This is a genomic window from Arthrobacter sp. ISL-69 (genome assembly GCF_018613775.1).
Lineage (GTDB): Bacteria > Actinomycetota > Actinomycetes > Actinomycetales > Micrococcaceae > Arthrobacter.
Genome location: NZ_JAGGPO010000013.1, coordinates 1 through 18,460, shown reverse-complemented (window position 1 = coordinate 18,460; position 18,460 = coordinate 1). Strand labels below are relative to the sequence as shown.

General features: G+C 67.2%; 13 protein-coding genes. 6 read left to right on the top strand and 7 right to left on the bottom strand.

Annotated elements, in window-relative coordinates; translation table 11 throughout:
* Position 1: 1 nt before the first annotated feature.
* The 3 genes from rsmA to J7I79_RS09285 all read right to left on the bottom strand — a co-directional run bounded on the left by rsmA (position 2) and on the right by J7I79_RS09285 (position 3,441).
* Positions 2-889, bottom strand: a complete 888-nt coding sequence (gene rsmA / locus J7I79_RS09295) for a 16S rRNA (adenine(1518)-N(6)/adenine(1519)-N(6))-dimethyltransferase RsmA (protein WP_214952547.1) — start codon at positions 887-889, stop codon at positions 2-4.
* Between the two features lie 214 nt (positions 890-1,103).
* Positions 1,104-2,282 carry a resuscitation-promoting factor gene (locus J7I79_RS09290; RefSeq protein WP_251042598.1) on the bottom strand — a complete coding sequence of 393 codons (1,179 nt, stop codon included), beginning with the start codon at positions 2,280-2,282 and terminating at the stop codon, positions 1,104-1,106.
* 271 nt (positions 2,283-2,553) lie between these two features.
* Complete coding sequence (locus tag J7I79_RS09285; protein ID WP_214952545.1) at positions 2,554-3,441, bottom strand: TatD family hydrolase; 888 nt, start codon at positions 3,439-3,441, stop codon at positions 2,554-2,556.
* A gap of 176 nt (positions 3,442-3,617) precedes the next feature.
* On the opposite strand from J7I79_RS09285, the gene J7I79_RS09280 reads away from it, so the two are divergent.
* Genes J7I79_RS09280 through J7I79_RS09270 form a run of 3 tightly spaced genes read left to right on the top strand, consistent with a single transcriptional unit; the run spans position 3,618 to position 8,652 of the window.
* Entirely contained in the window at positions 3,618-4,733 is a 1,116-nt protein-coding gene (locus tag J7I79_RS09280) for a MoxR family ATPase (protein WP_214952543.1), read from the top strand.
* 14 nt (positions 4,734-4,747) lie between these two features.
* Positions 4,748-6,139, top strand: a complete 1,392-nt coding sequence (locus J7I79_RS09275; protein ID WP_214952542.1) for a DUF58 domain-containing protein — start codon at positions 4,748-4,750, stop codon at positions 6,137-6,139.
* Positions 6,136-8,652 (top strand): DUF3488 and transglutaminase-like domain-containing protein, encoded by a 2,517-nt coding sequence (locus tag J7I79_RS09270; RefSeq protein ID WP_214952541.1) that lies wholly within the window; start codon positions 6,136-6,138, stop codon positions 8,650-8,652. Before J7I79_RS09275 ends, J7I79_RS09270 begins: the two co-directional genes overlap by 4 nt.
* Before the next feature lie 34 nt (positions 8,653-8,686).
* On the opposite strand, the gene J7I79_RS09265 is transcribed toward J7I79_RS09270, so the two are convergent.
* Complete coding sequence (locus J7I79_RS09265; protein WP_214952540.1) at positions 8,687-10,186, bottom strand: NAD-dependent succinate-semialdehyde dehydrogenase; 1,500 nt, start codon at positions 10,184-10,186, stop codon at positions 8,687-8,689.
* Between the two features lie 155 nt (positions 10,187-10,341).
* Positions 10,342-11,163, bottom strand: coding sequence for a 16S rRNA (cytidine(1402)-2'-O)-methyltransferase (gene rsmI / locus J7I79_RS09260; protein WP_311380555.1), 822 nt, complete (start codon positions 11,161-11,163; stop codon positions 10,342-10,344).
* Between the two features lie 258 nt (positions 11,164-11,421).
* Here rsmI and J7I79_RS09255 point away from each other — a divergent pair, with 258 nt between their 5' ends.
* Together J7I79_RS09255 and J7I79_RS09250 are read left to right on the top strand one after the other, a co-directional pair.
* Positions 11,422-13,128 carry a phospholipid carrier-dependent glycosyltransferase gene (locus J7I79_RS09255; protein ID WP_214952539.1) on the top strand — a complete coding sequence of 569 codons (1,707 nt, stop codon included), beginning with the start codon at positions 11,422-11,424 and terminating at the stop codon, positions 13,126-13,128.
* Positions 13,129-13,222: 94 nt separating this feature from the next.
* The gene (locus J7I79_RS09250; RefSeq protein WP_214952538.1) at positions 13,223-15,052 is read left to right on the top strand and encodes a long-chain fatty acid--CoA ligase; all 1,830 of its coding nucleotides are present in this window, start codon (positions 13,223-13,225) and stop codon (positions 15,050-15,052) included.
* Positions 15,053-15,184: 132 nt separating this feature from the next.
* Here J7I79_RS09250 and J7I79_RS09245 read toward each other — a convergent pair whose 3' ends face one another.
* Entirely contained in the window at positions 15,185-16,420 is a 1,236-nt protein-coding gene (locus J7I79_RS09245; protein ID WP_214952536.1) for a TIGR01906 family membrane protein, read from the bottom strand.
* A 150-nt stretch (positions 16,421-16,570) separates the two neighbouring features.
* Positions 16,571-17,563, bottom strand: coding sequence for a stage II sporulation protein M (locus J7I79_RS09240; protein ID WP_214952534.1), 993 nt, complete (start codon positions 17,561-17,563; stop codon positions 16,571-16,573).
* A 70-nt stretch (positions 17,564-17,633) separates the two neighbouring features.
* Here J7I79_RS09240 and J7I79_RS09235 point away from each other — a divergent pair, with 70 nt between their 5' ends.
* Complete coding sequence (locus J7I79_RS09235) at positions 17,634-18,443, top strand: RDD family protein (RefSeq protein WP_214952532.1); 810 nt, start codon at positions 17,634-17,636, stop codon at positions 18,441-18,443.
* The last annotated feature ends 17 nt before the right edge of the window (positions 18,444-18,460 follow it).

The following is an 18,460-nucleotide window of genomic DNA, read 5'->3' as shown; positions in this document are numbered from 1 at the left end:
CTCAACCCTGCTGGGCCTGGCGGGCTTCGGCGATCCGTGCGAACGCTGCGATATCGATCACTTCGCCCCGGGCGGTGGGATCCACGCCCGCCGCCAGCAGGCATTGTTCGGCAACAGCTGCGCTTCCGGCCCATCCGGCCAGGGCGGCCCGCAGGGTTTTCCGGCGCTGGGCGAAAGCGGCGTCGATCACGGCGAAGACCTGTTCGCGGGTCGCCGACGTCACCGGCGGTTCACGGCGCGTGAAAGCCACAAGCCCCGAGTGGATCTTGGGCGCCGGCCAAAAGACGTTCATTCCGATGACGCCGGCCTTGCGCATGCTGCTGTACCAGGCGGCCTTAACTGAGGGCACGCCGTACGTTTTGGATCCGGGGCCGGCAGCAAGCCGGTCTGCCACCTCGTCCTGGACCATGACCAGGCCGTGCCGGAGGCTCGGGAAGTGCTGCAGGAGGTGCAGGACCACCGGCACCGCCACGTTGTACGGGAGGTTCGCCACAAGCGCTGTCGGCTCAACGGGCAGTTCGGTCACCCTCATGGCGTCCGCCAGGACAAGGTGGAAATCCTTGACGGCGTCCGGCCGCCACTGCTTCACGGTGTCCGGAAGCTTGGCCGCCAGGACAGGGTCAATTTCGACGGCGACAACAGACTTGGCGGCGTCCAGCAGTCCCAGGGTGAGTGATCCCAGTCCGGGACCGACCTCCAGGACGGTCTCATCGGCGTGGATGTCCGCTGTGGCCACGATCCGGCGGATGGTGTTGCCGTCGATGACGAAGTTCTGGCCCAGGGTTTTCGTGGGGCGGACTCCGATCTCCTCGGCAAGCCGGCGGACATCGGAAGCGCCCAGCAGTGGTGCGGGCGCGGTGCCGGAGGCGGCGGGAGTCGGTTCAGTCACCTAGGTATCCTATCCCGTTGGCCCGCGGCGGCCGCGCCGGTGAAGGGTCTCCGGGGACGGCGAAGGCCGGATCCGGTTCAATTCCGGACCCGGACTTCGATTCCCCCGTGGCGGTGGTCGAAGGCCGGATCCGGTTCAATTCCGGACCCGGACTTCGATTCCCCCGTGGCGGTGGTCAGCTGCCGCGGCGGAGTGTTGGACTGCGGGACGGCTGCTAGCTGCTCGCTGCCCAGCCGCAGCCCCAGGGCGAGAGGCCGCGCTGCGCGTAGACGCGGTTGGCGATATCGATCTGCTGGGCCTTGGTGGCGAGGCTGGCGTTGGGTGCGTATGCGCCGCCGCCGGCACCGATCCAGGTCTGGATGTCGAACTGCAGTCCGCCGTAGTAGCCGTTGCCGGAGTTGATGGACCAGTTACCGGTCGATTCGCACTGCGCGATCTTGTCCCACATGGCTTCGTTCATCATGGTGGGGGCTGCTGCACCGGTGTTCGCACCGGCGGCTTCGGCCGTGGGCTTTTCCTTGGTCCCGACCGCCACTTTTTCGGTCACGGGCTGCACGGAAACGGTCTCGGAGACCAGGGTCCGAGAGGCTTCGCGGCCGTCCACCAGCACCAGCTTGAAGTTCTTGTCCACCTTGCCGGGGACACCGGCTTGGGTGACCTTCTTCTCGCCCACGAACAGTTCGGCGCTTTCGGAACTGAGCGTCTCGAAAGGAACCTCTTCCGTGGTGGCGGCGGTCTTCGAGGAATCAACCCGGGAAACCTTGATCGCCATGTCATTGACCACATGGGCGTTGCGGGGCTGGGAGAGCCGGTCGCCGGCACCGACGGTGACTCCGGCGTCCTTGAGGACATCGGCCACGGTGGCTGCAGTGGTGGTGGTCTTGGAAGCCTTGCCGTCCGCCAGGATACTGACGGTCTTCGGCGTGGAAATGGACACGAAGGATCCGGAGACGGCCAGCTGAGCGTCCTTGGGCACGGACACTTCCGAGGCGCTTGCGACGCCCAGTTCGGTGACGAGTCCTTCGACGTCGGCCGAGGTGGTGTTGATCGTCTTCTCAGCGCCGTCGAGGCTGATCTTCACGGCCTTGGCGAGGTTGACGTTGATGACCGAGCCGTTCTCCACGCGGGCGTCCGCCGACGGGGATACCCGGTCTGCGCCCTGCAGCTCCACCTTGGCACTCTTGACCACTTCGCCCACGGTCCCGCCGAAGGTCTGGACGGAACTGACTTTTCCGTCCACGTTCAGGGTGACTGTCTTGTTGTTGCCTACGAAGGCCACGAGACCCAGTACGAGTGCAGAGAGCACAACCAGCTGGGCGCCGACCTTGACGAAACTGAATTTACCGTCCGAAGTGAAGAAGTTGACCACGATTGCCCGTAACTCTAGGACCATCCGGGCACGGGGAAAAACGCACATCACCCACCGACGCAAACACCCTCAGGGCAACTCCGGACATGGTCCGGATGTTTGCAGCAGACGTGTGCGCCGCCATACTCAGCACTGCATGGGCCCGCCGCTTGCGCAGGCCCGGAACTGAGTGAAATTATCCGAAGGCCTTCCCCGACCCCGGCTAATAGTTATCCACTGTAACCGAAGCGTTATAAAGCAACCAAGAATTTGTACATACCTGGTATTCCTGACTGTTGCCTGAGCGGAGCCGCGGTTAGTCCCAGGATCCGTATGCCCGCACCGAATTTTCGGCGATTTGGGCGCAAAAGCCGGACAGCTCCGTGCTTGTCAATTCCGCCATGGTCCGGACCGTGTGAGGGATCAGGTAACTGGCATTGGGGCGGCCGCGGAACGGATGCGGGGTCAGGAAAGGCGCATCCGTCTCCACCAGGACCCGGGCGGGGTCGGCAATTGCTAGCGCAGCGCGCAGGTTGGCCGCGTTCTTGAACGTCACAGTGCCCGCGAAGGACATGTACCAGCCTTCGCTGTTGCACGTCCGGGCCAGCTCCTCGTCGCCGGAGAAGCAGTGGAACACCACCCGTTCCGGGGCGCCTTCTTCGCGCAGGACCTGGACGACGTCGTCATGGGCGTCGCGGTCGTGGATCTGCAGCGTCAGGTCCAGCCGCTTGGCGATGTCGATGTGGCGGCGGAACGAGTAGCGCTGATGTTTCAGCCCCTCCCCCTCCGTACGGAAGAAATCGAGGCCCGTCTCGCCAATGGCGCGGATCCTGGGATGCGAGGCCAGCTCTTCGATCTCGGCGAGCGCATCTTCCAGTTCACCGCGCTTCGCATAGTCCGGAGCGTCGTTGGGGTGGATCGCCACCGCGCCGAGCAGCCGCGAATCCAGGTCAACGGCCTGCACCGTGAACCTGGAGGATTCAAGGTCGCAGCCCACCTGCACGGCACCCTGGACGCCCACCGACGCGGCGATGTCCAATGCCGCGGACACGTCCACGGTCACGTCGGCATTGGGAAAGTCCAGATGCGTGTGGTTGTCCATGACCGGGACGGGCAGCGGCTCCGGCGCCGGCGGATAGCCGTGCCGGCCGGAGCCGTCGCTTCCGGGCGCACGAAACGGGACTGGCGTCAACGGGGTGTTCATCCTTCTACCCTAGCCGTCCAGGGCCCTCCGGCTCCCGCCGGGAAATACCGGAACTCTCTGTCAGGTCCGGCAGTTGTGTTAGTAGTCTGGTAGGCATACGGGCGAACGCCCGGCGGCGGGCGCCAGCAGTTACTTTGCCAACCCGTCCAGGCTTCCCCAGTGCTGAAAGGCAGTCGATGGATTCCCACAGACGCACCACAGTAGACGAAGCACTCCCGGAAGGGCAGAGCTTCCCTGGCGGTGCGGGAATTGTCGGAAACCAACTGAACGGCCTCAAGCCGCCGGCCATGGAGGCCGAGGCCTTCCACAACGCCAGCGAGCGCATCCTGTCCGCCATCAACACCGTGATCGATGGCAAGGCGGAGGCCGCAAAGCTTGCCCTCACAGTCCTCCTGGCTCAGGGGCACCTGCTGCTGGAGGATGTTCCCGGTGTGGGAAAGACCCTGCTGGCAAAAACACTCGCCCGCACCATCGACTGTTCGGTCAGCAGGATCCAGTTCACTCCGGACCTCCTGCCGTCCGATGTCACCGGCGTCTCCATCTACAACCAGGCGTCGCGGCTGTTCGAGTTCAGGCCCGGCGCCGTGTTCGCCAACATCGTCATCGGTGACGAGATCAACCGCGCCTCGGCAAAAACCCAGTCGGCGCTCTTGGAATGCATGGAGGAACACCAGGTCACCGTGGACGGGGACTCGTACAAGCTGGATGAGCCCTTTATGGTGGTGGCCACGCAGAACCCCATCGAGATGGAGGGGACGTACCCGCTGCCTGAGGCGCAGCGGGACCGGTTCATGGCCAGGATCTCCATGGGGTACCCGGACAAGGACTCGGAAATCGAAATGCTGGAGACGCACCAGGCGACGTCGCCGCTGACCAGGGTGACCGCCGTTGTCACCTCAGCCGATGTGGCGGCCATGATCGCCACCGTCCAGCGGGTCTACGTTTCGCAGGCGATCAAGGAATACACCGTGTCCATCGGCCGCGCCACGCGCGAAAGTGCCATGCTCCGCCTCGGCGCCAGCCCGCGGTCCATGCTCCAACTCCTGCGGGCGGCGAAGGCCACCGCCGCCTTGGAGGGCCGGGACTTCGTCCTCCCCGACGACGTCGTCAGCGTTGCCGAATCCGTGCTTGCCCACAGGATCATCCTTGACCGCAAGGCCGCCAGCACGGGGGAAACCCCCCACAGCGTTGTCCGCAGCATCCTGGCCAAGCTTCCGGTGCCGCAGGATATGTCCACGCAGTCGCGGGGTGGCGGCCAGCGCAGCGGCCCGGAACTGCGGCACACCCGTTAGCCAAAGGCGCCACGATGGCCCTGACGGACAGGCTTCCGGCACACCTCTTCAGCACTCGCGGCTGGGGGCTGCTGGGCGCGGGCGTGGTGTCGCTCCTGGCAGCCCAGGTGATGGGCCGCCGGGACCTGCTCACGCTCGGCATCCTCCTGATCATCCTGCCGCTGGTTTCCCTCGCGGGGATCCGCGTCCTCAAACCCAGGTTCAAGGTTTACCGCGAGTTCAACCCCGCCAGCGTGGAAACATCCTCCACCACCACCGTGCGGCTTGCCGTGGCGCGGACCGGGATAGCCACCGGCCAGGTGATCATGGAGGAACACCTTCCGCCGCGGTTCGGCGACTCGCCGGCCTTCCGGTTCCCGGCCCGCTCCGCCGTCGGCGGGACCAGCCGTTATGAATACCACCTCCGTTCCGGCAAACGGGGCCAGTTCGTTATCGGCCCGGTGACGGCCGAGTTCACGGACCCCTTCGGGCTCTCGCTGCACCGCCACGCGATCGACGACGGCGACACGCTGACCGTGACGCCCGCCGCCGTCGAGCTCCCTGCGACCGGACTCGCCGGCGCGCGAGGCAACGACGGCGTCACGGCCACGCGGATCCGTGCGAATCCGAGCGACGACGACGTCATGACCCGCGAATACCGCCATGGAGATCCGATGCGCCGGGTGCACTGGGCTGCGACGGCCAGGCACGGCGCCCTGATGGTGCGGCAGGAGGAGTCGGTCACCACTCCGGAGGCCACCATCATCCTCGACCAGCGGTGGGCTGCGTTTGCGCGCGGACCCGGCGCCGCCTTTTCCGCCACCTCCGGCGAGGACGGCCACGACCTGGTGACCAGCGACACGTTCGAATGGGCCGTTACGGCGGCCATGTCTGTCAGCGCCCACCTGGCGGAACGCAATTATGCCTTGCGGTTCCTCGATCCCGCGGGAGAACCGGCATTCCTGCACTCGCCTTCGGCGCCCGAACCCGAAGCGGAGGAATACTCCGGGTCGGGCGGCCTGCAGTCCATTGCGGAGAGCCTGGCCGCTATCCAGCTGACCGGCGCCCACCACGGTCCGGCGCCTGAGTCAGCCCTGCACCCCTTCGACGACAGGCTCATCGACAAGCTCTCCGCCCACCGGCAGCGGGGCCCCATCCTGGCCATCCTCGGACATCTGCAGGCCGCAGAGGCACGCTCCCTGTCCGCCGGCGCGGGGTTCGGGGCCAACGCGTTCGCGATTGTCGTCACCGACCATCCGGGCGACTGCCAGGCCGCCCTGGAATCGCTGAGGTCCGGCGGCTGGCGGGCTGTGGCCGTTGCCCCCGGCACGTCGGTGCCGGCGGCGTGGTCCTATTTCGACCAGCGCGATGCGGCAGCCGCCACGGCCGCCGCGGATGTCCGCCGCGGCACGGGAGTCAGTCGATGACCCTGACTCCCCAGCGGCACTCCGGTCCGGACACTGGCCGTACGCCTGAAGTCCTGGCTCCGTCACCGGCCCCGTCCGCACAGTCGCGCCGGGTTGGCGCGCAGCCGTGGGTGATGGCGGCCGCCGTCGCCGTATCTGTGGCCGGCGCCGCACTCACCCTCAACGGGGTACTCCGGGGCTGGGCCTGGTACGTGCCGGTGCTGACCACCGTCTGCGTTGTGGCCCTGGCCATGGCGGTCCTGCGGTCGCTGCGCGCCCAGCCCTTCCTGGTGGCACTGGGAGGCTTTGCCTCCCTCGTCTTCATCCTGACGTTCACGTTCTTCCGCAGGGACAGCATTGCCGGCTTCATCCCCTCCGGGGACACCATGGCGCAGCTGGGCCGGTACCTGCGGCGGGCAAGCGAGACCGTCCTGGCTGAAAGCTCCCCGGTCGCGCCCAACGCGGGCATCGTGCTGGTCACGTGCGCGGTCCTGGGGCTGGTGGTCATCCTGGTGGATGCCCTCGCCGTGCCGCTGGCCCTGCCGGCAACCAGCGGACTGGGTCTCCTTGCCATCCTGGTGGTGCCGGCCATGGTCAAGCCGCAGAGCGTCGGCCCGTGGGGGTTCGCCGCTGCCGCAGCCGGGTACCTGATGATCCTGGCCTGCAGCCAGTGGTTCGCCCCGGACAACCGGACCACGGCGGACACTGCCCGCAACCCCGGACAGTTCCGCCGGGCGGCACTCACCGGCGGCATGGCGCTGGTCATCACCCTCCTCCTCCCCCTCGCCGTTCCCGGCTTCGACCAGGGCACCTTCCCGCAGGGTTCCCGGCTGAATCCGTGGGGTTCCTCCACCGGGCTGAACCCGATGATCAGCCTGGGCAACAGCCTGCGGAGTCCCTCCGGCGACGGGCGCATCACCTACGCCTCCAACGCCAGCCGCCCGCAGTACCTCCGCTCGGTCACCGTGGACCGGTTCGACGGCGATTCCTGGTCACCGGACGACCGTGACGCTTCCCGCCGGGTGGGGGTTGGCCGGATGGACGTCGGCTACGAGGTTCTCGCTGACGAGCAGGTCCGCACGGTCACGGCGATCGACACCGGACGTTTCACCAGCCCGTACCTGCCGGTGCCATACGCTCCGGACTCGGTCAATGGCCTTGACGGACGATGGAGCTGGGATCCGGCCACCTTGAGCATCAAGGGCGTGGACACCAACGCGCGCAATCAGCAGTACGTGGTGCAGTCAACTTCCCCCCGGCTCACGCCGGAGCTGCTGGCCGAGTCATCCGCGCCCGTGCGCGGGATCTCGGAGGAGTTCATCCGCCCGCCCAACAACGTGCCGGACATCGTGCGCACCACGGCGGACACCGTGACGGAGGGAAGCCGGACTGCGTACGCCAAGGCCATGGCCATCCAGAACTACCTGCGCTCCGTGGAGTTCACCTACTCCCTGCAGTCCCCCGTCCAGGGCGGCTACGACGGCAACGGCCTCTCTGTCCTGGCGGACTTCCTGACTCAAAAGAGCGGCTACTGCATCCATTTCGCCTCGGCCATGGCTGTCATGGCCAGGCTGGAAGGAATTCCGAGCCGCATTGCCGTGGGCTACGCCCCCGGCAGGTCCACCGGTGCCACGGTTTCGGTTCCCGGGCAAGGCGCCCTGACTGAATACGAAGTTGATTCCAGGGACGCCCACGCCTGGCCCGAACTCTACTTCCAGGGCCTCGGCTGGGTTGCGTTCGAGCCCACCCCGTCGCGTGGAGTGGTGCCGGACTACGCCTCTCAGGCCTCCACCCCCGGCGGTGCCAGCACCAACGAAAACAACGACGACCTCATCCCGTCCAGCGCCGCCACCCCCGGCGCTACACCTGGCGCCACGCCCGTGCCGCTGCCCGGACTCGACTCCTCCGGCGAAGCCGGACACGCGCTGAGGCTGCCGCTCTACCTGGCCGCCGGCATCCTGCTCCTTGCCCTGCTCGCCGCCTCGCCCCGGATGGTGCGGGCCGGGATTCGCTCCCGACGGCTCAGGGGTTCACCCTCCCCCGGCGGCAGCACGGCCACCTCGGCCTGGGCTGAACTGCGGGACCTGGCCACCGACTACGGCCTGGCTCCCGGCGTCAGCGAAACTCCCCGGCATTTCTCCGGCAGGCTTCGCGAATCGGGTGCGCTGGGCGGGCCGGATGGAGCGGACGACGCCGGTGCGCGGGCGGTTGCCTCGCTCACCGCTGACTTTGAACGCCAGCAGTACGGCCGGCCTGCCGGTATTCCCGAAAGCGCCGCATTGGCCGGCGAACCTGCCGCCGCGGTTTCGGCTGCCGACAGGATAGCCCGGACCCAGGCATCCCTGCGGCGGCACTCACGGCTGCCCCAACGGCTCCGGGCGGAGTGGCTGCCGCCCTCGGTCATGAATCGCTGGGGACTCATAGCATCGGCGCCCTTCCGGGCAATCTCGCGTCCCGCCGCCAAACTGGGGCAGGCCGCCGCGCGGTCCTGGCGGACGGTGCGCGACGGCCTGCGACGCCTGCGGCAGGGCTAGCCTGCGCCGGAGAACTGCTTAGCCAGCGAACTGCTTAGCTGGCGTAGGGGTCGGCGATGCCGATGTACTGGGTGTAGAGGTATTCCTCGATGCCCTCGAGGCCGCCTTCGCGGCCCAGGCCGGACTGCTTGACGCCGCCGAACGGCGCGGCCGCGTTGGACACGACGCCGGCGTTCAGGCCGAGCATGCCGGTCTCGAGGCGTTCGCCCATCCGGATGCCGCGGTTCAGGTCCTTGGTGAAGACGTACGCGACCAGGCCGTATTCGGTGTTGTTCGCCAGCCGGATCGCGTCGTCCTCGGTGGTGAAGGTGATGATCGGCGCGACGGGTCCGAAGATTTCCTCGGACAGGATCCGGGTGCCCTCGGTGACGCCGGTGAGGATGGTGGGCTGGTAGAAGTAGCCCGGCCCGTCCACCGGTCCGCCGCCGGCCACGGCCACGGCCCCGGAGGCCACAGCGTCGGTGACGAGCTCGTGGACCTTGTCCCGGCTCTTGGCATCGATCAGCGGCCCGACCTTGGAGTGCGCTTCGGTGCCGCGGGCGGTGGTCATGTCCGCCATCTTCGCGGCGAACTTCTCCGCGAACTCCGCCGCGACGGACTCGTGCACGATGAACCGGTTCGCCGCGGTACAGGCCTCGCCCATGTTCCGCAGCTTCGCCAGCATCGCCCCGGCGACCGCGGCGTCAATATCGGCGTCCTCGAAGACCACGAACGGGGCGTTCCCGCCGAGCTCCATCGAGGTCCTCAGCACCGTTTCGGAGGCGTCCGAGAGCAGCCGGCGGCCGACCTCGGTGGACCCGGTGAAGGAGAGCTTCCGCAGCCGCTGATCCTTGATCAAAGGCCCGGTGGTGGCACCGGCCGTCGAGGTCGGGATGACGTTCAGGACACCGGCGGGCAGGCCGGCCTCCATCATCACGGCAGCGAACAGCTGCGAGGTCAGCGGGGTCAGGTTCGCGGACTTGAGCACCATGGTGCAGCCGGCGGCCACGGCCGGGGCGATCTTCCGGGTGGCCATGGCGAGCGGGAAGTTCCACGGCGTGATCAGCAGGCACGGGCCCACCGGCTTTTTGGTCACCAGCAGCCGGGACTTCCCGTCCGGGGAGACCGAGTAGCGGCCGAACGCGCGGACGGCTTCCTCGGAGAACCAGCGCAGGAACTCGGCGCCGTAGGTGACCTCGCCGCGGGCTTCGGCCAGCGGCTTGCCCATCTCCAGGGTCATCAGCAGCGCGAAGTCCTCGGCGCGGGCGGTGACCATTTCGAAGGCGCGGCGCAGGATCTCACCGCGTTCACGGGCCGGGACCTGCGCCCAGGAATCCTGCGCGGCAGCGGCCGCGTCCAGGGCGGCCCTGCCGTCCTCCGGACCGGCGTCAGCGATGCTCAGCAGCACCTTCCCGGTGGCGGGATCCTCGACGTCGAACGTCTTACCGGACGCCGCCGGGCGCCACTCGCCGTTGATCAGCAGTCCGGTCGGAACAGAAGCGAGCAGCTCGCTCTCGCGCTCCGCAGTAACGGTGGGCTGTGCAGTTACAGTCACGATGACTCCCTCGTCAGCAATTGGTGTTGGGGATGGGTTCAGCTCTCGGCTGCTTTAAAGCCACGGTACTGCCGCGCGCTCCGGAGCGTCTATGCATGCGCGCACTATGCAGTTCGGGCTTTGCTGTGCAGCTGCACAAGCTCCTGCCCCGGATTCTAGCGGGCGGCCAGGACCGCGGAGTAGAGCTCCCTCTTGCTGACTTTGGCGTCCTCGGCCACTGCAGCCACGGCCTCCTTCAGCCGGATTCCCTGCGCAATCAGGCCGTTGACGGCGGCCACATGGTCCTCGGGTTTGCCGGGTTCCCGCTCCGGCGCGCCGCCCACCACGACGGCTATTTCACCGCGCACCTCGTTGGTCTCTGCCCACAGGAGAAGTTCACGCAGCGAGCCGCGGATTACCTCTTCGTACGTCTTGGTCAGCTCACGGCACACGGCAACCGGGCGGTCCGGTCCGAAGCGCTCCCGCAGCGCGCGCAGCATCGGTTCAAGCCGGTGGGGCGCCTCGAAGAACACCATGGTCCGCCGTTCGGCGTCGAGGTCCGACAGGCGGGAGGCGCGTTCGCCCGCCTTGCGGGGAAGGAACCCTTCAAAACAGAACCGGTCCGTGGGCAGGCCGGACAGCGCGAGGGCCGTCAGGACCGCGGACGGTCCCGGCACCGCGGTGACCGTCAGTCCGGCCGCCACCGCACCTTCAACGAGCCGGAAACCCGGATCCGAGACGGCGGGCATACCGGCGTCGGTCACCATCACGATGGTTTTCCCGGCGCGCACCTGGTCCAGGAGTTCGGCGGTCTTCACCGCTTCGTTGTGCTCGTGGTAGCTGATCACGCGCCCGCCCACAGTGACCCCCAGGTTCTGCACGAGGCGGTGCAGGCGCCGGGTGTCCTCGGCGGCAACAATGTCCGCCGTGGTGAGGAGTTCAACCAGGCGCGGGGACGCATCGCCGACGTTGCCGATGGGGGTCGCCGCAAGCACGATCCTGCCGGGCTGCCCTGACGTGGAGCGGTCCGCCGGTTCCCCGGCCGGCGCCGCAGCCGCAGCCGAATCACTGCTCCAGTCCTCGTCCGTGGCATCGGCCGCGACGTCGGGCGCCCAGTCGGCATCGTCGGTAGTGACGATGTCGTCGGTGCTGCTGGCACCATCGGAGCCGTCCGGGCGGGAAGAGCTTAGTTTTTGGTCCACACGACCAGCCTACTGCTGGCAGGCTCTTCCAGCGCCAAAAGGTAGCATGGGCACGTGACGCAGACCTCCGTACCTCCTGTCGAGGCCGACTCAGCCAGCCCGGCACAGCCGGCGTCCGGGACGTTGGGACGAAACCTTGAGGGGCAGCGGTGGATCCGCCGGCCGCGGGAGGCCTTCACGGAAAGCGCCCTCCAGGAACGGCTGCTCGGAACCATCCGCAGTTGGCGGGACTATCCGCCGTCGCTGCGGCTATGGTTCTGGCTGATTCCGGCCATCACGGCGGCGATCGGCGGCGTCCTTCGTTTTGTCCGCCTGGAGGTTCCCCGGAGCCTGGTGTTTGACGAGACGTACTACGTCAAGGACGGCTATTCGCTCCTGATCAGCGGCTACGAGCGGAGCTGGCCCGACAAGGCCAACGAATCCTTCGTGGCAGGGAATCCTGAAGTCATCCTGTCCTCCCCGGAGTACGTGGTGCACCCGCCGGTGGGCAAATGGATGATCGCGGCAGGAATGTGGCTGTTCGGCGCGGATAACCCCCTGGGCTGGCGGTTCAGCGCGGCGCTGACCGGGACCCTGTCCATCCTCCTGATCGCCCTGATCGCGCAGAAACTTTTCCATTCGCTGACCCTGGGGGCCGTGGCCGGCCTCCTGCTGGCAGTGGACGGCCACCACCTGGTGATGTCCAGGACCTCCCTGCTGGACATCTTCCTGATGTTCTGGATCCTCGCCGCTTTCGGTGCGCTCCTGATGGACCGCGACGACGGCCGGCGGCGGCTGGCCGCGAAGCTGGGCCGCGATTCCGCCGCAGCCGCGGACGGCAGGCCGTCGGTGCTTCAGCTGGTTTCCGGACCGTGGCTGGGTGTCCGCTGGTGGCGCGTGGCGGCCGGGGTCTGCCTGGGCCTGGCCGTGGGCACCAAGTGGTCCGCACTGTTCTTCATGGCTGCCTTCGGGCTGCTGACCGTCTTCTGGGACCTGAGCGCGCGCCGGATCGCGGGGATCCGCGGCTGGATTAGCGGCGGCATCATCAAGGACGGAATTCCCGCTTTCCTGAGCATCGTCCCGGTTGCCGCCCTGGTGTACGTTTCCACGTGGGCCGGCTGGTTCCAGTCGAAGGATGCGTACTTCCGCCACTGGGCCGACACCAACCCCTCGGCCCAGTGGGGCTGGATCCCGGGGCCGCTGCGGTCCCTGGCCCACTACCACCTGGAAGCCTACAAGTTCCATCAGGGGCTCAGCTCCGACCACCCGTACGAGGCCAGCGCCTGGAGCTGGCTGGTGATGGGGCGCCCCACGTCGTTCTTCTACGAGTCCCCCAAGCAGGGAAGCCCGGGCTGCGACGTTGCCAGCTGCACGTCGGCCATTCTCTCGGTGGGCAATCCCCTGATCTGGTGGAGCGCCACGGTTTCGCTGGTGATCTTGCTCTTCTGGTGGGCAGGCCGCCGCGACTGGCGGGCCGGTGCCATCCTGGCGGGGGTCGGCGCGGGCTACCTCCCCTGGTTCCTGTATCCGGAACGGACCATGTTCACTTTCTACGCCGTGTCCTTTGAACCGTTCCTCGTGCTTGCCCTGACATATTGCCTGGGCCTGGTTCTCGGACGGCGGGAGGACCCGTTGTGGCGCCGACGCTCCGGGCTGTACCTGGTGGCGCTGTTTGTGGCCGGCGCCGTGCTGCTCTCGGCGTTCTTCTACCCCATCTGGACCGCGGAAATCATTCCGTACCAGGACTGGCGGTTCCGGATGTGGATGCCGTCCTGGATCTAGGGCAGTATTGCAGAGGTGCCGCGTGCGGTGGAATCACGAACGGGGGAACGCGGTACTGGGACATCGAACCACGGATCCGGAACGGAGACTGGCTGTGAGAGAAGCAAGCACTGAACTGCTCGTGGAGCTGGATCAGGACAGCAACGTCACTGACCTGCTGCTCGGGCAGCACGCCAAGGACCCTTCCCACGCCGTGTACTCCCGCAAGGGCCCCAACGGCTGGGTTGACGTACCCGCCGGGAAGTTCCTGGACAAGGCCAGGGCACTTGCCAAAGGACTGATCGCCGGGGGCCTGGCGCCGGGCGACACCGTGGCCGTGATGTCCGGAACACGGTACGAGTGGACACTCGTGGACTTCGCCATCTGGTTTGCCGGCGGCGTGACCGTTCCGGTTTATGAGACCTCCTCGGCTAGCCAGGTCGAGTGGATCCTGCACGACTCCGGCGCCCGCAGGGTGTTCGTCGAGGACCGGGCCAAGGAGGAACTGGTGGCCGGCGTCCTGGCGGACTCCAAGCTGCTCGGCAACGCTGTGCTGACGGTTGTGCGGATGGACGACGACGGCGGCGCGCCCAACCTGGCGAGCCTCGCCGGGGCAGGCACCGGGGTCACCGACGCGGAGCTGGAGCGGCACCGCAGCACAGCGGTCCTGGCCGACGTCGCCTCGCTGGTTTACACCTCCGGGACCACGGGCAAGCCCAAGGGCTGCGAGATAACGCACGGCAACTTCGCCCTCGTGGCCGCCAACATTGTGGAATTCCTGCCTGAGCTCCTGCGGCAGGAGGGTGCCCGGACGCTGATGTTCCTCCCGCTCGCCCATGTCCTGGCCCGCGCCGTCCAGGTGGTGTGCCTCAGCGCCGGAGTAACGCTGGGCCACACTTCCGGTGCCGCCCAGCTGTTGGAGGATCTGGCCACCTTCAAACCCACCTTCCTGCTGGTAGTGCCCAGGATTTTTGAAAAGGTCCATGCGGGTGCCAGCCATAAGGCGGACCTCGCCGGAAAGACGCGGCTGTTCGCCGCCGCTTCCGCAGTGGCCATCGATTACTCCAAGGCCCTCGACGCTGCGGCCCGCGGAACGGGCACCGGGCCCGGCCTCGTGCTCCGCACCAAGCACGCCGTCTTTGACCGGCTGCTCTACCCCAGGCTGCGCCAGGCGTTCGGCGGCCAGGTCAGGTACACCGTCTCCGGCGCCAGCCCGCTGAACTCCAACGACGCGCACTTCTTCCGCGGCGCAGGAATCCCCGTGCTCGAGGGCTACGGTCTCACCGAGACCACGGCCCCGTGCACCGCCAACACCCCGTCGCGGACCAGGGTGGGCACGGTGGGCATCCCCGTGGCCGGAACCACCATCCGGGTCGCAGAGGACGGCGAGATCCTGGTCAAGGGCATCGGCGTCTTCAAGGGCTACCACGCCAACGAGGCCGCCAACGCGGAAGCGTTTGTGGACGGGTTCCTCCGCACCGGGGACCTCGGTTCGCTGGATGAGGACGGATTCCTCACCATCACGGGCCGCAAGAAGGATCTCCTCGTGACCGCCGGTGGCAAGAACGTGGCACCCGGACCGCTGGAAGAAAAGATCCGGGAGCATCAGCTCGTGGCGCAGGCCGTGGTGGTGGGCGACGGGCGGCCGTTCGTTTCGGCGCTGGTCAACCTCGATCCGGAAGGCCTGGAAAACTGGTGCTCAGCCAGGAAGATTCCGGTCATGGGTGTTGCCGAAGCCACGTCCGATGACCAGGTCCGCGAGGCTGTCCAGGGCGCGATCGACCAGGCCAACCAGCTGGTGTCCAAGGCGGAATCCATCCGCAGCTTCGCCCTGCTGGATACTGAATTCACGGTTGAGTCAGGCCACCTGACGCCGTCGCTGAAACTCAAACGGGCCGCCGTCGTCAGCGACTTCGAGGAGCACATCGACAGGCTGTACCGCTAGCACCGGGGCGGCCGCCGCACCCGGCACGGCGGGGCGCACGACGAGACGGGGCACAAGACAACTGAAGGCGACCGGCACGGGTGCCGGTCGCCTTCACATTTGTGTTCTGCGCCGTTTCACACAGCGCGGCTGCTACACCGCGGCTGCTTCGTCCTCGGCTGTCCCGTCCTTTGCAGCGCCGTCCTTGGCGTTACCGTCCTTGGCAATGCCACGGCGCTTCCTGGTGGGCCAGGTAAGGACCAGCGTCACCACGGAGGCGATCAGCACGAGGGCTCCGATCACGATCCCGGCATCAACCCAGAACTGTCCCGGGAAGAGCCGGATGAGGGTGTCTTCCAAGGCGAACGTCCAGGTCCCGCTGGCGAAGAAGATCCGGTGGAATTCCGTAAAGAACTGCTGCCAGCCCAGCGCTGCCAGTGTGCCCAGCCCAAGGATGATCACGAGGGTCACAATGGAGCCGGCGAACAGGCCGCGCCGGATTCCCCCGGTGCTGCGGCGCCGCAGGTAGATCATGGCAACGATGGCCAGCAGGATCAGCAGCGTGCCCCCGGCAAAAGCGGACAGGATGACCAGTTTGACGTCGGCCATGTGGCTGACTTCGCCTTCCTGGAACAGCGGATCGCCGCTGCGGTTCACGAGCTCGCCGAGATACCGCGGGCCGGACCAGTTGCTGAGGTAGTCCACCGCGTAGGACCCGTACGTCATGCGGTCATCCGTGCTGAAGCCGTAACCGTCGCCGGGGAAACCGGGACGGTTATATTCCACCCACAGGAACAACGGGCTGGTGACAGCGCGCACGGCAAGGACCAACAGGATCACCGGATAGAAGGCAGCCAGCAGGACCTGCATCACGCGGGGCAGGACGGGCTTGGTGTTGGCAGCGTGCTCGCGCTCGGCGTTCCGGCGCTCCACCTCATCCTGCGGCGGGCGCACCTGGAGCGCCGAGGTGGGTAGTGGTTCCCGGAAGTGCGTCCCCCTCCCCTGCGGCTCGGAGGCTGCGGGCTCGACGGCGGCCTCCGCGGCTTTGCGGTCCGCGCGGCTTCCGGCCTGGGTCGGCGCGGAAGCCTGCGGCGTTCCGGTCCGGGATGTAGCGGCCTGGCTTGTAGCGTTCGGGGATGCAGCGGTCTGGGCAGTCCCGCCCTGGGAAGGCTCGCCCTGGCGTGCAGAGGTACCGGCGGACGCTGCCGGCTGGTCCTTGGCTGCGTCAGGGGCCGCCTTTCCTGCCGGAGCTGCTCCCTTAGCCGTTGCCGCTGAGCCTGCTCCCGCAGCGGCGGGCTTCATCCAGTCGAACGCGGGTTCGTCAGTGTCATCGGCGGGATCCAGATGCGGATCCTGCCGATTCGGCGGGGTGGGAGTTTTCTCAGTCACTGCAGCTTCACTTCCGTAGGCGTCCGCGCTGCCCTGACACCGCCAGGCAACGCTACTTATCTCCAGATGAGCCTACCGTCAGGCACACCATGGCGGGAGGTGCCACCCCGTTCCGCACCGGATTCAGGCAGCGGGATTCAGGAGGGGGAATCAGGCAGCCAAGGCCGTGTACCCGGCATCCGCGCTGTCCAGGTCGCCGCTGGCCCCCGAACGGTAGGCGCGCCGGCCCCATACAAGGACGTAGGTCCAGTACGCAGCGAGTACCGCGGCGCCGATTCCGATCTTGGCCCACACGGGAAGGCCGCTTGGTGTGACGAACCCTTCCACGAGGCCGGAGACGAACAGCACCAGGACAAGTCCCAGTGCCACAGTGATCAGGGAACGTCCTTCCGCCGCCACGGCCTGGCCCCTGGTCCGGGGCCCCGGCGAAACCAGCGCCCAGAAGATCTTCAGGCCGGCCGCGCAGGCAATGAACACCGCGGTGAGCTCCATCAGCCCGTGGGGAAGGATGTAGCTGAAGAACACATCCGACTTGCCGACTGCGGCGAAGACGCCTGCCGCGACACCCACGCCCTGGGCATTGCCAAACAGAATCATGGGAACCCAGAAGCCGGTGATGCCGAGGGCCACTGCCTGGGCTGAGATCCACGCATTGTTGGTCCAGACGGCACCGGCAAATGAAGCGGCGGGATTCTCCGAGTAGTAGTCGATGAAGTCTTTTTCGACGTACTGCTTGATGGTGGAGTCCGACCCGAGGGCACGGAGCGCATCCGGTGACGTGGCGATCCACAGCGCGTACGCGCCCGCGATCAGGCAGAACGCCAGACCGCACCAGACGGTAAGCCAGCGGAGCCGGTAGAACGCCGCCGGCAGCGCGATAACGAAGAACCGGGCGAGGTCGTCCATGAAGTTGGACCGTGCCCCGGTGAAGCGGGTGCGTGCCTGCGCAAGCGTGGCCGACAGCGTGGCGGAGAGCCCGCTCTCCGGCGCCACGGAGCGCAGCAGGGACAGATGCGATGACGTGCCCTGATAGAGGCGCAGCAGTTCGTCGGCCTCGCTCCCGTTGAGCCGCCGTTTGTACGCCAGCACGTAGAGCCGCGCCCATTTGTCCCCGTTGACCGCGGAGAACGCATCGATGTCCACGGCACTACCCTAGCGCGCCCGGATTAGACTGTGAGCGTTCGTAGGTAGCGTGTAGGGACGGGGACCCGACTTGAGCTCAATCATCACAGGTGAAGCAGTTGTACTGGAGCTTCGCCCGGCGTCGTTCGCGGCACGGGCTCTGGGCGTGATTCTGGACGTCATAGCCAACATAGTCCTCCTCATTGGAATGATGGCAGTGATTGCGTCCGCCTACAGCGACCTGGACGGAGCGGCGGCGCGCACTTTGGTACTGGTCAGCGTGGTTTTCTGCTTCGTGATCCTCCCCGTGGCGGTGGAGACCCTCACCCGCGGCCTGTCGCTTGGCAAGCTGGCCGCCGGGCTCCGGATCGTGCGGGACGACGGCGGCGCCATCCGGTTCCGCCACGCGCTGATCCGTGGCCTCATTGGATTCCTGGAGATCTACATGACGTTCGGCGGGCTGGCCATCGCCGTCGCGCTGTTCAACGACAAGTCCAAGCGGCTCGGCGATGTTGTCGCAGGAACCTACTCGCTCCGGCGCCGTGTGCCCGCGGAACCGCCGTTCGTCCCGTTCGTTCCTCCGCATCTGAGGTCCTGGGCAGCGCTGGCTGACATCGGCCGGATACCGGATGCCGTAGCCCGCCGGGCCGCGCAGTTCATCCGCCAGGCGGGCCGGATGTCGCCGTCGTCCCGCGCTTCAATGGCGGTGTCGCTGGCCAACGAGGTTTCAGCCTGTGTGGCCCCGCCGCCACCTGCCGGCACAGGCCCGGAAGAATACCTGGCGGCAGTCCTGGTGGAGCGTCGCGAGCGTGAACTGACCAGGCTGAGCCGGGCGCGGGCACGCAGCACCGGTGTGGGGGAACGGCTGAACCGCATCCCCTATGGCAGGGACACGCTCTAGGAGACTGCTGAAATAAT

Excerpts from the sequence above, each read along its gene's own strand:
- J7I79_RS09290 (WP_251042598.1), bottom strand. The coding sequence starts at position 2,282 with ATGGTCCTAGAGTTACGGGCAATCGTGGTCAACTTCTTCACTTCGGAC.
- J7I79_RS09285 (WP_214952545.1), bottom strand. The coding sequence starts at position 3,441 with ATGAACACCCCGTTGACGCCAGTCCCGTTTCGTGCGCCCGGAAGCGAC.
- J7I79_RS09280 (WP_214952543.1), top strand. The coding sequence starts at position 3,618 with ATGGATTCCCACAGACGCACCACAGTAGACGAAGCACTCCCGGAAGGG.
- J7I79_RS09275 (WP_214952542.1), top strand. The coding sequence starts at position 4,748 with ATGGCCCTGACGGACAGGCTTCCGGCACACCTCTTCAGCACTCGCGGC.
- J7I79_RS09270 (WP_214952541.1), top strand. The coding sequence starts at position 6,136 with ATGACCCTGACTCCCCAGCGGCACTCCGGTCCGGACACTGGCCGTACG.